Annotated in this window: 15 protein-coding genes and 1 pseudogene; 6 read left to right on the top strand and 10 right to left on the bottom strand. The window is 53.7% G+C overall.

Annotation, left to right across the window (positions count from 1 at the left end):
* On the top strand, positions 1–341 hold a 341-nt coding region (locus Q1B15_RS14635; RefSeq protein ID WP_299754838.1), incomplete at its 5' end, for a CBS domain-containing protein.
* Between the two features lie 68 nt (positions 342–409).
* Positions 410–1,954: a PAS domain-containing hybrid sensor histidine kinase/response regulator gene (locus tag Q1B15_RS14630; protein WP_299754835.1), complete on the top strand. Its 1,545-nt coding sequence runs from the start codon at positions 410–412 to the stop codon at positions 1,952–1,954.
* Here the strand turns inward: Q1B15_RS14630 and Q1B15_RS14625 are convergent.
* The gene (locus Q1B15_RS14625; protein ID WP_299754840.1) at positions 1,924–2,082 is read right to left on the bottom strand and encodes a helix-turn-helix domain-containing protein; all 159 of its coding nucleotides are present in this window, start codon (positions 2,080–2,082) and stop codon (positions 1,924–1,926) included. The genes Q1B15_RS14630 and Q1B15_RS14625 overlap by 31 nt on opposite strands.
* A 6-nt stretch (positions 2,083–2,088) precedes the next feature.
* On the bottom strand, positions 2,089–2,748 hold the full coding sequence (locus Q1B15_RS14620; RefSeq protein WP_299754833.1) for a response regulator transcription factor: 660 nt from the start codon (positions 2,746–2,748) through the stop codon (positions 2,089–2,091).
* A 104-nt stretch (positions 2,749–2,852) separates the two neighbouring features.
* On the opposite strand from Q1B15_RS14620, the gene Q1B15_RS14615 reads away from it, so the two are divergent.
* The gene (locus tag Q1B15_RS14615; protein ID WP_299754831.1) at positions 2,853–3,527 is read left to right on the top strand and encodes a helix-turn-helix domain-containing protein; all 675 of its coding nucleotides are present in this window, start codon (positions 2,853–2,855) and stop codon (positions 3,525–3,527) included.
* Positions 3,528–3,575: 48 nt separating this feature from the next.
* On the opposite strand, the gene Q1B15_RS14610 is transcribed toward Q1B15_RS14615, so the two are convergent.
* Complete coding sequence (locus tag Q1B15_RS14610) at positions 3,576–4,007, bottom strand: DUF2267 domain-containing protein (protein ID WP_299754829.1); 432 nt, start codon at positions 4,005–4,007, stop codon at positions 3,576–3,578.
* 22 nt (positions 4,008–4,029) lie between these two features.
* A complete protein-coding gene (locus Q1B15_RS14605; protein ID WP_299754827.1) occupies positions 4,030–5,214 on the bottom strand; it encodes a hypothetical protein in 1,185 nt (394 codons plus the stop codon).
* Positions 5,215–5,377: 163 nt separating this feature from the next.
* Here Q1B15_RS14605 and Q1B15_RS14600 point away from each other — a divergent pair, with 163 nt between their 5' ends.
* From Q1B15_RS14600 to ppsA, 3 genes are all read left to right on the top strand, one after another.
* Entirely contained in the window at positions 5,378–5,836 is a 459-nt protein-coding gene (locus tag Q1B15_RS14600; RefSeq protein WP_299754825.1) for an Hsp20/alpha crystallin family protein, read from the top strand.
* A 51-nt stretch (positions 5,837–5,887) separates the two neighbouring features.
* The gene (locus tag Q1B15_RS14595; RefSeq protein WP_299754823.1) at positions 5,888–6,727 is read left to right on the top strand and encodes a universal stress protein; all 840 of its coding nucleotides are present in this window, start codon (positions 5,888–5,890) and stop codon (positions 6,725–6,727) included.
* A gap of 302 nt (positions 6,728–7,029) precedes the next feature.
* Positions 7,030–9,408, top strand: coding sequence for a phosphoenolpyruvate synthase (gene ppsA / locus Q1B15_RS14590; RefSeq protein WP_299754821.1), 2,379 nt, complete (start codon positions 7,030–7,032; stop codon positions 9,406–9,408).
* A gap of 38 nt (positions 9,409–9,446) precedes the next feature.
* On the opposite strand, the pseudogene Q1B15_RS14585 reads toward ppsA, so the two are convergent.
* The 6 genes and pseudogenes from Q1B15_RS14585 to Q1B15_RS14560 form a co-directional block, all read right to left on the bottom strand.
* A pseudogene (locus Q1B15_RS14585) lies at positions 9,447–9,551 on the bottom strand (ABC transporter permease); the annotation flags it as partial.
* Positions 9,552–9,583: 32 nt separating this feature from the next.
* On the bottom strand, positions 9,584–9,790 hold the full coding sequence (locus Q1B15_RS14580; RefSeq protein WP_299754819.1) for a hypothetical protein: 207 nt from the start codon (positions 9,788–9,790) through the stop codon (positions 9,584–9,586).
* Between the two features lie 84 nt (positions 9,791–9,874).
* A complete protein-coding gene (locus Q1B15_RS14575) occupies positions 9,875–10,246 on the bottom strand; it encodes a hypothetical protein (RefSeq protein WP_299754817.1) in 372 nt (123 codons plus the stop codon).
* 55 nt (positions 10,247–10,301) lie between these two features.
* Positions 10,302–10,784, bottom strand: a complete 483-nt coding sequence (locus Q1B15_RS14570; protein WP_299754815.1) for a hydrolase — start codon at positions 10,782–10,784, stop codon at positions 10,302–10,304.
* A 36-nt stretch (positions 10,785–10,820) separates the two neighbouring features.
* Entirely contained in the window at positions 10,821–11,279 is a 459-nt protein-coding gene (locus tag Q1B15_RS14565; RefSeq protein WP_299754813.1) for a hypothetical protein, read from the bottom strand.
* A 275-nt stretch (positions 11,280–11,554) separates the two neighbouring features.
* A complete protein-coding gene (locus Q1B15_RS14560; RefSeq protein WP_366141731.1) occupies positions 11,555–11,929 on the bottom strand; it encodes a c-type cytochrome in 375 nt (124 codons plus the stop codon).
* Positions 11,930–12,006 lie beyond the last annotated feature (77 nt).

Raw genomic sequence — 12,006 nt, 5'->3', positions numbered from 1 at the left:
GAAATAAGATTGTATTGCGGCAAGGGTATAGCTTTCTTCCTGTGGTCGAAAATGGAGTATTGCTCTGCAAAATCGGCCCGATAGTTTTTCGCAGCATCGACCGGGAGCATTGGAGCAGCACAAAGGTAGATGATGTTTTTGTGGACCTAACCAAGGAAACGCTTATCGCTCCGGATATGAAGATTACCGATCTGCTTAAATTGATTGGTACCTTGCATCAGCGCAAGTTTCCCGTCGCAAGGGGTCATGGGTTGGATGGCGTCATTTCACTTACCGACCTGACCCGATTTGTCGCTCTTGCCGCTTTATTCACCCAAGAATCACAGCCAGAAAACCTATAAACTAAGCGGAGACCCCTTGCGCGATGCGCCCAAGCGCGGCCAGATAGGGCGTGAAGGAGTGTGTCCGCATGTCCCATCGCGACCGCGATAGTGCCATCCTGCGCGCCATAATGACCACCGCCGTCGATGCAATTATTGTATCTGATGCCACAGGTAACATTTTGCGGGCCAGCCCGGCCGCCGAATACCTCTTTGGGTTCGACGAGGGTGAATTGATTGGCCGCGATGTCAAGGTCATCATGCCTGACGAAATGGCGCGTCGTCACGACAGCTTCATGACACGCTACATCCAGACCGGTGAAAAGCAGATCATTGGAAGTGGCCGTCAAGTTGAAGGCAGGCGCAAAAATGGTCAGGTCTTCCCAGTTCTACTCTCTGTGGGGGAGGCACGAGAAGATGACTCACAGATCTTTGTCGCAATCTTACACGATGACACGCGCCGCGTAACAAGCGAAGCCGCTTTATCACGGTCACAAAGGATGGATGCGATCGGACAGATGACCGGTGGTATTTCCCATGATTTCAATAACCTTCTCACAGTCATTATCGGAAATCTCGAACTTCTTGAGATGAATTTGGACAACGATCGCCAGCTGGCATTAAGCAGGGAGGCCTTGCATGCGGCAGAGATGGCCGCCGCGTTAACGTCGCGCCTGATGGTGTTTGCGCGACAAGTAAACCTTAAACCTGCCCCATCGGACCTGTCCGAAATCTGCCGAGCTGCGATGACGTTGCTGGAACGCATAATTGGATCAAAATACGCTATCGCAACTGAGTTCACGGCAGATGCAAGCCCCGCTCTTGTCGATCCGGTGCAGCTTGAGACCGCCCTGGTCAACCTTGCGCTGAATTCCCGTGACGCAATGCCAGAGGGTGGTGAACTGCTCATATCGGTCTCGGACATCATCATCGACGACAGCTATATGGCTCAGGAAGCAGATGTCTCCCCGGGCCACTACGTCCGCATTTTGTTCACCGACGACGGCCACGGGATGACCGAAGATGCTCAGAAACGAGCATTCGAGCCGTTTTTCACCACGAAGGCCGAGTCCCACGGCACTGGCTTGGGTCTTGCGATGGTTTATGGATTTGTGCGCCAATCGGGTGGCCACATCACGCTTTACAGCGAAGTTGGCTATGGAACGAGCTTTGGCCTATATTTTCCCGCCATTCTTTCAGGCGCCGACGTCCTGGAAGCCCCGCCGCCGCCCATCGCGAACATACCGCCCCGCGGCTACACTCCTTGTATTCTTGTGGTCGAAGACAACGCGAAAGTAAGAAAAAACTCACTCGAACGCCTGACCGCGCTGGGGTATCGGGTACTGTCCGCAGAGACAGCGGACAACGCCTACGAAATGCTCAAGAGCGGCACGCCTGTCGATCTGTTTTTTACCGACGTGATCATGCCAGGAAAGATGAACGGCTTCGATTTGGCCGCCAAAATTTTTGAAGAATTTCCGCGAGTGAAAGTATTGCTGACGTCAGGCTACACCAGCGATGTTTTTAGCAAGAAAATTCCGCAGGAAGCGGACTACGACATACTTCAAAAGCCTTATCGCCAAAGCCAACTCGCCACACGCATTCAAACGCTTTTGGACGATAAACCCGACTGAGCCCGCGTCACGTCACAGGCAAAGCTGTACCCCACACCGCGAACTGTTTTGATCAACGTTGGGTTTGCTGGGTCGCGTTCGACTTTTTTTCGTCGCCACGCGACTTGGTTGTCAACAGTCCGGTCCAGTGGATTCTATCCAACACCGCCTGTCAGATCCATCAATCGATCGCGCGACATGATCCGTTTTGCGTTCTCAAGGAACACTTGCAGCAAGCGGAAATCACCGCTCGTCAGATCGCAAAGCTTTCCCGTCCTGTCAAAAAGCTCGAAACGCTCCGGAATAATTCTCAGGCCGTCGAACTCGTACGTCGGCGATTGTGTCGTCTCGACCGCCGCTTCGCTCACAGGGACTTGCGTATCGACGATTTGCCCGGATGACCTGCGAATGACAGAACGCACACGCGCCAAGACCTCACGAATGTGAAAGGGCTTTGTGATGTAGTCATCCGCGCCAAGTACCAAACCGACGACCCGGTCCACGACGTCATCGCGTCCAGTGACCATAACAATTGGAACAGAAGAAACGTCGCGGATTACGCGCGCCACATCAAGCCCATCCTCAAAACCAAGTTGAAGATCGAGGGTGATCAGGTCGAGCCGTTCGCGTGTCAGGAAGGAGAGTACCTCCGCCGCGGTTGCCGCCTCTTGCACAGAAAAACCCGCATCCTCGAATACATTCCGAAGAAGCGCTCGGATTATTTCATCGTCGTCGACAACAAGAATACTGAGCGGAGCGTTTCCGATAGCTATGTCTAACCTTTGATGATGATCACCAGATGGTGGTTCATCCAATACTCCCAAACCCAAACATACATAAAAATACAATTTATGACACTGTTGAAGATAATGTGGTGACGAACCGTGCCGATGATCCCCTTACCAAAAGGGGGTCTGTCATGTATGTCACCATTTCAAACGAACACAAAGACCAAGCTTTTTACGAGCAAACTACTGAGACGATATCGCACCTGCGGCCGATCAGAGCGGCGTGTGGGAAACATGTCTTCCGCGAGGGTGATAAGGTCGACCGTATCTATGTTGTCGTGTCCGGCGCCGTCAAGCTGACACGTTTGCTGGAGGACGGGCGTCGGCAGATCATTGCTTTTGGGTTTCCAGGTGACATGGTTGGCTTCCCAAGCCATGGGCGTCATCACACAGATTGCGAGGCCTTGACGACGGTTCAGTTGGAGCCGTATCGGTTTTCCTCTCTTGAAAACGGGACGGGAGATCCTGTCCTTCACAAGGCATTCGTTCAAGCTGCACTACGAGAGATCGCCGCGATGCAAGATCACTTTGTGATGCTTGGTCGAAAATCTGCTACAGAAAAGGTCGCTTCATTCCTCGAAACAATGGCGCAGCGACTTGGTGAGCCTGTTGGTAACTACAGGCAAATTTCGCTGTCTATGAGCCGTGCTGACATCGCCGACTTCCTGGGCCTAACGACCGAGACCGTCAGCCGAACAATCAGCCTGTTTCGCAAGAGGCAAGTCATCGCACTTTATGGGGCACACACAGTGGTTGTTTTACGACCTGACGCGCTCCATGCGATCGCTAATAGAGATCGGGGCTGAAGATATCTCGGCCAGCGGCTCCAGAGCACGGCGAAAACCGCACTGCCGTCAAGGCTTGGGCCAAAGAGCGCGCAAGTGTTCGGACAGACACGCTCTAATATCGTCAACTTCACCACGACCGATCCGGTTGTTCAAAAGCTCGAAGACATAGCGAGTGTCTTCGACGCCCCTGTATTCCGCATCGTCGCCCATTTTTCCTGCGATCTCTGCTGCGAAATCTTCCAATTTGCGGGCCGCTACCTTCGACCTCGTCGGTACCCATCCCTCAAACAGCATACCACGAAGCAGCAACGGAAGCTGAGCCGAAAACTGTGCCAGTTCGTCTGTCGACAGCCGATCCCGTATCTGGTGAAATACGGTCCGCATTAACCTTAGGGCACTTCGTTTGGATGCCCACCCCAATCGTTCGCTCAATTCGTTGATCCATTCGTGTGTCAGTTGCACTGTGTGATCAATTACCTCAAGGCCTTGCGCAGACATGCAGTTTCCCTTCGTTATGGTTTCAATCTTCGATAGGTTTCATATCGACGTCGTACGCTGGATCAGGATCGGTCACGAAGCTTGTAAATACGCAGCGCGCAAAGGCACCGACTCCGATCAGAACCAATGTAAAGTTGGCGACCCAGCCGATGAACGGGATAAAGTTCAGAAGCGCAACTACAGTTACAGCGGCCGCGAGCAGGAGGAGTCTGATCAGACCACCTGGATCTTTTGCCCCACCCAACGCGTCCCAAGCCAACATTGCGACAGTGTAGCTGGCAAGCGCATATCCAAGCGTCCATGTCACCACAATCACTAGCAAAACGATCGGAACAAATGGCAATCCGACAATGGTCAAAGCCGCGATCGGCACCAGTCCGAACAGAAGTGACAGCCCTATGACCCCCAGTAACATCGAACGACCGGGCGCTGCGGCGATCCCCAAACGCATGCGCTCAAGCTGCTTTGGCGCGAAACCAAGCGCAAGTGCACCAAGAACCAGAAAGAATAGAAGTGAGATCAGAAAGGCGCCCAGAACAGACGCAAACGTCGGAAAAGCTGGCATATCTGCGCCCGGCCATGCCTCGCGGAACTCGTCCCAATCCGCATCGATGTCGAGCTTTGAATACTGAACACGGTCTGCGGACGCCACACTTTCGGGAACCGCAACGCGATTGTCGGTGCTGTAGGAAAGGGTGCCGCCGACCGATGCATTCTCTCCAAATTGCAGCGAACGGGCCGCTATCCGGACGTCACCTTCGATGGGGGCATTCAGAATGACACTGCGTGCCATGACAGAAAGCGCCCCTTTGACCGGACCTTCGATCGTCACGCTATTGCCAAGTAGGCGGACATTCCCTGCGGTCTCGGCGCTAGGCGTGGTTCGAACCGTAAAGCCAACTGCCGTAGTATCTCCGGCGACCGTCGAGGCTATATCTACTGTTGCACCTGCAGCATAGAGGTCCTGCGCTACACTGACGCTGACAAATATTGTGAAACCGGCAGCATGCAAATCGCCCAGGGTCGTTCCCCCAAGCTTGGCTGATTGCCCTGCAACGAATGTATCGCCTGCGGTGTTGATATCGCTCAGCAGTGTTTCACCGCCTAGGAACGTATCGCCGCCGTTGCGTAATATCATCTCCGCGGCGGCGACGGGCAATGAAATTGCTGTCAAAAGCAAGAATAGTCCTAAGGCGGTCAGCTTCACGGCGCTTTCCTTTCAGAAGTCAAAACCTGCCTACTATGAATGAGGTCGCTAACTTTTGATCGCGATCAATCGGTAGCCCGATTTGATTTGGTAAAATCTCGTCATCACCCAATCCAGCCACACGAAAGAGTTTCGTATATCACAGAGCCAAGTCCCCCGTCCGATGACCGACCGTAGCGCGCAGCCGTTCTTACAAGCGATGCATCAAGAGATGAACGCATTTCTGGACAAACTCCACGGACGTCAACTTGCGGAAGTCAGTGACTTTCTTGACTCCTGGGGCGTCACATCTTTTCCCGTGCTCGACATCGCCGAGACCGATGGTGAAATTGAAGTCACAGCAGAATTACCAGACATCAAAGAAGAGGATCAGGATATTTCGATCTCTCAAGGCGCCCTGTTGATAAAGGGCGAAAAGTCGAGCGATCACGAAAAGACCATGAAGGACTTTCATGTTGTTGAGCGGCGTTACGGGAGCTTCGGTCGACAAATCCCTCTCGGGTTCACGCCAGATGCTGACGCGGTCGAAGTTGTGTTTGCCGATGGCGTCTTGAAACTCACGATCGCCAAGCCTGCCGAGGCAAAAAGCGATGTTCGAAAAATCGAGATTTTCAAGATTTAGGAGAAACTGGGCTGCGATATGCAGTCCATTTGTCATAGGAAGGAACAGAAAATGGCTCTGAAAACACTTCTAGTTTGCCTCACGTCTCGTGAAACTGCCGAAGCTGCGATGAAAGCGGCCGTACCGCTTGCAAGGGCACAGCAAGCGCACTTGATTGGATTGCATACGCTGGAAGCGATACTGGTCTACCCGGGCATTGCCTTACACCTTCCCGGGTCCTCCTTTTCTTCTTTTAACCACAGCCAAGACGCGGAAGCCGTGGAGATCGAAACGATCTTTCGCAAATACACAGAGAACGAGGACTTCCCAAGCGAATGGCGTCTGCTGAAAGCCGAGTCCACAACCGCCTCTGCACGCATTATCGACTGTGCCCGTGCAGCTGACCTTGTTGTCATGGCAAAAGATGAGGCAAACAGCGCTCAATGGGATCAGGATACCGTGCAGGCGCAGGTAATACGCCAAAGCGGTCGGCCGGTGATCATCGTGCCGCCTGGATATGAGGGCTCAACGATCGGCGACAATATTGTACTAGGCTGGAGCAATACGCGCGAAGCAACCCGTGCCGCCCACGATGTCCTGACCCTATTTAGCAATGACAGCAAAGTCAGTATCGTTCGTGTGGATCACGGCGGTGGTCGCGAAATGGAGGATTACGCGATCATCGATCTTGCGGCTGCGTTTGATAGACACGGTGTAAGCGCGATCGTCAGCCATCTGGATGGCTCAGGAAACGACGTCCCGGCAGTCCTTTTGAGACATGCCTTCGAACAGGGGGCCGATCTGATCGCAACGGGCGCGTTCGGGCATTCGCGGTTCTATGACTTCGTCAGCGGGGCGGTCACCCAGGCACTTTTGAGAGACGCTGAACTACCGGTTCTGTTCAGTCGGTGACTGACCGTGCCGAACATGCGGTCGGATAAATGCCGTCCCATGCGCATCTTACAGCGCGCTACGACTGATGGATGCCGAGCAACCCTGAGTCTACAATGGCCAGTTCAGATCGACTGCTTTCTTCGTGACAATTAAACGCCCGGTGATTGACAAACATCAATCTGCATATCCACGAATCTCCTATGTTTGCTCTAGAGCCATCGTTTTGGCATGATATTTTCACGTCCCGTTGATCTTGCTCAAGTCGTTCCGCCAAGGCCGCGCCAATGTTGGTGCGAAACTCGTCATAAGGAACGCAAATCATGGACCAGACTCCCCCTGTCGTTGTAAATCTCTCTGATGTGAAACGCGGCGATGTAGGCCTGGTCGGCGGTAAGAACGCATCGCTGGGCGAGATGATCAGTACTCTTGCGCCCAAGGGCATATTGGTACCGCCCGGATTTGCGACGACTGCAGACGCGTTTCGTGAATTCGTCTCATCAAACAATCTGAACGCCGAAATTTTGCTCCACCTTAGGGCGCTGGCCGACAACAAACTCAGCCTGCAAAATGCAGGAAAACGTATCCGAACACTTGTTCTGGGGGGCGATTGGCCTGAACAAACTGCCGCTGCCATTGTCACTCAATACCGTGCGTTGGGAGCCGCGTTGAATGAAACGGATATCCCTGTTGCGGTCCGTTCAAGTGCAACCGCGGAAGACCTGCCGGATGCCAGTTTTGCCGGCCAACAAGAGACTTTCCTGAATGTGATCGGAGAGACCGCACTGCTGGAGGCCTGCAAGCGGTGCTATGCGTCCCTCTTCACAGATCGCGCAATTTCCTATCGCCAGATCCAAGGCTTCGAGCACGACCAAGTGGCCCTATCTGTCGGCGTTCAGCAAATGGTGCGCGCAGATACCGGCGGATCTGGTGTGATGTTTTCGATCGATACGGAATCCGGATTTCCGGATGCCGTGCTGATCAACGCAGCATGGGGTTTGGGTGAAAATGTCGTGCAAGGGGCCGTTGACCCTGACGAATATCAGGTCTTCAAGCCTTTCTTAGACAATCAAACTCTCACCCCGATCCTTGAAAAAAGGTTGGGCGCTAAAGAGATCAAGATGATCCATGACCGCGATGGCACACCCCGAAACGTCCCCACGTCTAAGGCCGAACGGCAGAGCTTTGTGTTAAGCGAAGCAGAAATCCTTTCGCTTGCGCGACAAGCCGTGACTATCGAAGACCACTACGGACAACCCATGGACATGGAATGGGCACGCGACGGTGTGACGGGCACGCTCTATATTGTCCAAGCCAGACCCGAGACAGTTCAATCCCGGGCGGATCACGGGACACTGAAAAGCTATACCGTAAAGGCTCCAGGGCGGGTCCTTGTGAACGGTTTGAGTGTCGGGAGTGCAGCGGTTACCGGGCGTGTATCGATCATCGAAAGCGCGGATGATATCGAGAATTTTGTCGATGGATCAGTGCTGGTCACCAGTACAACAGATCCCGACTGGGTGCCAATCATGAAACGCGCGGCAGCAATCGTCACAGATCATGGTGGCCGCACATCGCATGCCGCCATCGTAAGCCGCGAACTTGGATTGCCAGCCATCGTCGGATGCGGCGACGCCACTCATATCCTGCATGACAAGCAGGATGTAACGGTCTCTTGCGCCGGCGGCGAAGAAGGCGTGGTGACCGAAGGCATCTCGGACATCGCAATCGTAGAAGAGGCCCTCGGAACACTTCCCAAAACCAGGACCAAAGTCATGATGAACCTCGCCAATCCAAGTGCTGCATTGCGCTGGTGGCAGCTGCCCGTCGAAGGTGTTGGCTTGGCCCGAATGGAGTTTGTTGTGAATGGCGAGGTGTGCATTCATCCGATGGCCCTGGCGCATATCGAGCGGGTCAGCGATGCAAACACCCGCGCCGAAATCAAGCGCCTGACCGCCGGCTACAACAGCATGCCCGAGTATTTCGTTGACCGCTTGTCGCGAGGTTTGTCGCGGATTGCGGCGTTTTGCTACCCAAAGCCCGTGATCGTACGGATGAGTGATTTCAAGACAAATGAATACGCCGAACTGCTTGGTGGCCGCGATTTCGAACCTCACGAGGAAAACCCGATGCTCGGCTTCCGCGGGGCGTCGCGTTATTACTCGGAAAACTACAAGGACGGTTTTGCGCTCGAATGCCAGGCAATCGCGCGACTTCGCGGGCAGATGGGCTTCGACAATGTGGTCGTCATGATCCCTTTTTGTCGCACACCCGAGGAAGCAGACCGTGTTTTAGCCGTGATGGCCGAGAACGGGCTGACACGGGGGAAAGACGGGCTTGAGGTTTATGTCATGTGCGAAATCCCGGCCAACGTTGTGCGCGCAGAGGAGTTTGCGTCGCGTTTTGACGGGTTTTCCATTGGATCAAACGATTTGACGCAACTCACGCTTGGCATAGACCGGGATTCAGACGCGCTCGCTCCTCTGTTTCGCGAAGACGACCCTGCCGTACTTTGGATGATCGAGACCGTGATCCGCAAGGCACACAAAGCCGGTTCAAAAGTTGGCTTCTGCGGTCAGGCACCGAGCAATGATCCAGCCTATGCCAAACACTTGGTAAAGTTCGGAATCGACAGCATCTCAGTAACGCCTGACAGCTTTGTGCAGGTCCTGCGGAATGTGTCGAAAGCTGAAAATGTTTAGTCTTCCGGGCTGATATGCCGGGCCGCTGCAGGCCCGGTTTATTCCTTAACGTAGGGTTTTCCATCCGCCGCTGGCGGCCGCGCCCGCCCCACAACCCCAGCCACGAAGACGATCGTCGCGATGTAAGGAGCCACCGCCGTCAATCAGTGAATTTATGTTGGCATCATAGTCAGTTTCAGCTTTGAGACTCGAGAAAGCGGCCCCCTATTCCAAAGTCCGCCTTAGCATCCAAAACGCCCTTCCATGCGGTTTGGTTGAAACTGTTGACGTCGATGCCACCGGTATCGGTCACCTGGCAGGCTGTGAATGCTGCCGGCGAACTGCCCATTGAAATCACAAGCCCGGCTGCCAGTGCGACCCTTTTTGAAAACGAAGATGTCATAGCGCCTTTCCTCCTCATAACTGTTGTCACATCTATCCGTTGGCTCCTTCGACGCACGCTCGTGGGGAATATCAATTCTCAGCGTCAGTCTTTCTTCCGGGTTGCAGCCAACCGTAGCACCGCCGCCAGGATTGCCTGAGCGAGGACCGGCGAATTGCCGGTACCGATAAAGGTATCGCTGTCGCGCACATCGCTTTCCCGCAACGTGCAGCGCCAGTTGCCATTCTTTTCATTCGCGCGTCCGTGGATGTTTACGACCCAATTCGGATAGGCCACGTCCGCTATATGCACTGCCCCGTCTGTGGTACTGATTTGGACAGGGGCCATGACTTCGTCGGGAACCGCCTCGGGCAAGAGATATGCAAGGGCGTGCGCAACGCCGTCATATTCAGCGAGGCTCAGGTGAGCCTTTGCTTCCAGCTCTTTGATCAAGATGTCCAGTTCGGGGTCTTTCATGGGTTCACACTCCATATTGGTGATTTGGGAATCAAATTTCGGCAAAGCCAACAACTTAGTTCTTACCGTAAACTTTCGTGCATTTCGGACAGGTCGTGTAGAACATGAAGAACTGCTTTGCCGTATATCCGGCAGCTTCAGCGGCGGTTTTCATCTCGAGCATCCAATCCCATGCATGCCTATATGACCCCTCAAAAATGCGGGTGATGAAGTCGCCGCTCAGCGTCGTCATCTCTTCGTCAGCCACGTCGCCTGTCACGGCGAAGTAGTGATCGCTTTCGCTCGAAGACAGATCCCGGCTGAGAGTAAGGTAGCTGTCAGCGTCCTGTGCCGCGGCGTCTTCAATATGCTCTTGAACCCGAGAGAAAACGCTTCCCATATTGATTGGCACCTGCAGAACGCTGCGGGATTTCGCCCGAACAAATCGCTTGTCCTTGAAATGCAGAGGGCGGCCATCCCAAACCTCGTGGTTGAACTTTGGACAGCATCCCATTGTTTCGGCTGACATATTCATCGTCGGTAAAACGTTGGTTTCCATGGATCAGCCTCCAGTGTTTCGGCTTCTGAAGACATACTATCCGACCCGATCCGTACGAGATTGATTTTGGTCAACCGGAGACGAACCATAAAGTTCCACTGTTATCTCCTCTATCGCATAGGTGATGTTCTCTACCCGCGCGAGGCAGCCTTCAACTGGACAGGGCACGCCATCGAGCGCGCCTCGATCCTGCATAACAGAGGGGGAAAGCGCCCCGATAAAGTCTTTGTCACAATGGGACGGGCCAAGGCAATCCGCTATGAAATCTTCCACGACGTCGACGCGAACAGGGTTGGAAAATGAGGAAATACTACGGTCATTGAGAAGCGCCGTCGCTTTTTGAGCGGCACTGCAGGCCAGTTCAGCATGCTCTTCTTGCTGATACGTGACAGTTACATTCACGGCACCACAAATACGCGTTTCACCATGTGCGGGAAGCGCCAGCAAAGTCTGCCCTGTGACGACAGCCGTGATTTTAGATCTTTGAAGTTCCATCTTTGCCGGAAAACCAATGCTTATAGGGAGACAGGAGACAGCTATCATGAGGGATTAATCTGACTTTGACCCAAGTCAATCGGTCATCCTTCTGTCTCGCGAGGACTCTATTTGAGAACGTTCCTATCTCTGCGCGGCTTGGCCGAATGGTTTTTGCGGCACGAAGATATTGGCGTGGAGCGCGGCATGCGTGAGCGCGATGGTTTGCAGTTCAGAATAGCCGATACCGGTCCTTAGCTCTTGGAGACCTTGAGGTTTTTTTATTTTTGGATGGATTAAAGATAATAGGCGCGGGATAGAATTCGGCCGCGGGCAATCGCTTCTCCGCCAAAGTTTCCCGCTTCATAGCTTTCGGCTTTGAACTGATCACCCCAGATAGGCATTTCTGACCCATGGCCGCGCAGCCGAACGCCTGTGCGTCCGTCAATCGTTTGGATCACATCTAGCATTGGGAAATCACCGTCGTTTCGGGCTGCCAATAGCGATAGGTCAGGCACCTTGACGGACATGAACTCGACCATCGGGCCGTCGCCAGTCCCGGAGACGCCGTGACACGCTGCACAGGCATTTACGTCCTCTTCACGAACAGTGTCGCCGGCCCAAAAGGGCTGAAGCTGACATCGCGATGTTTTCCGCCGCCAAACAAACAATTTTAGGAACTGAAACTGACATTTCGCTCTCCTGAACTAATCCTCTTAGTTCCTTATTCTATCGTCAGACGCAGTCG

The sequence above is a fragment of the uncultured Boseongicola sp. genome, from assembly GCF_937988555.1.
GTDB lineage: Bacteria > Pseudomonadota > Alphaproteobacteria > Rhodobacterales > Rhodobacteraceae > Boseongicola.
This window is presented reverse-complemented; position numbering and strand designations above follow the sequence as displayed.

Bases quoted from the DNA above. Each gene is read 5' to 3' on its own strand.
- Q1B15_RS14565 (WP_299754813.1), bottom strand. From the start codon at position 11,279: ATGGAACTTCAAAGATCTAAAATCACGGCTGTCGTCACAGGGCAGACT.
- ppsA (WP_299754821.1), top strand. From the start codon at position 7,030: ATGGACCAGACTCCCCCTGTCGTTGTAAATCTCTCTGATGTGAAACGC.
- Q1B15_RS14570 (WP_299754815.1), bottom strand. From the start codon at position 10,784: ATGGAAACCAACGTTTTACCGACGATGAATATGTCAGCCGAAACAATG.
- Q1B15_RS14615 (WP_299754831.1), top strand. From the start codon at position 2,853: ATGTATGTCACCATTTCAAACGAACACAAAGACCAAGCTTTTTACGAG.
- Q1B15_RS14575 (WP_299754817.1), bottom strand. From the start codon at position 10,246: ATGAAAGACCCCGAACTGGACATCTTGATCAAAGAGCTGGAAGCAAAG.
- Q1B15_RS14580 (WP_299754819.1), bottom strand. From the start codon at position 9,790: ATGACATCTTCGTTTTCAAAAAGGGTCGCACTGGCAGCCGGGCTTGTG.
- Q1B15_RS14595 (WP_299754823.1), top strand. From the start codon at position 5,888: ATGGCTCTGAAAACACTTCTAGTTTGCCTCACGTCTCGTGAAACTGCC.
- Q1B15_RS14610 (WP_299754829.1), bottom strand. From the start codon at position 4,007: ATGTCTGCGCAAGGCCTTGAGGTAATTGATCACACAGTGCAACTGACA.
- Q1B15_RS14600 (WP_299754825.1), top strand. From the start codon at position 5,378: ATGACCGACCGTAGCGCGCAGCCGTTCTTACAAGCGATGCATCAAGAG.
- Q1B15_RS14630 (WP_299754835.1), top strand. From the start codon at position 410: ATGTCCCATCGCGACCGCGATAGTGCCATCCTGCGCGCCATAATGACC.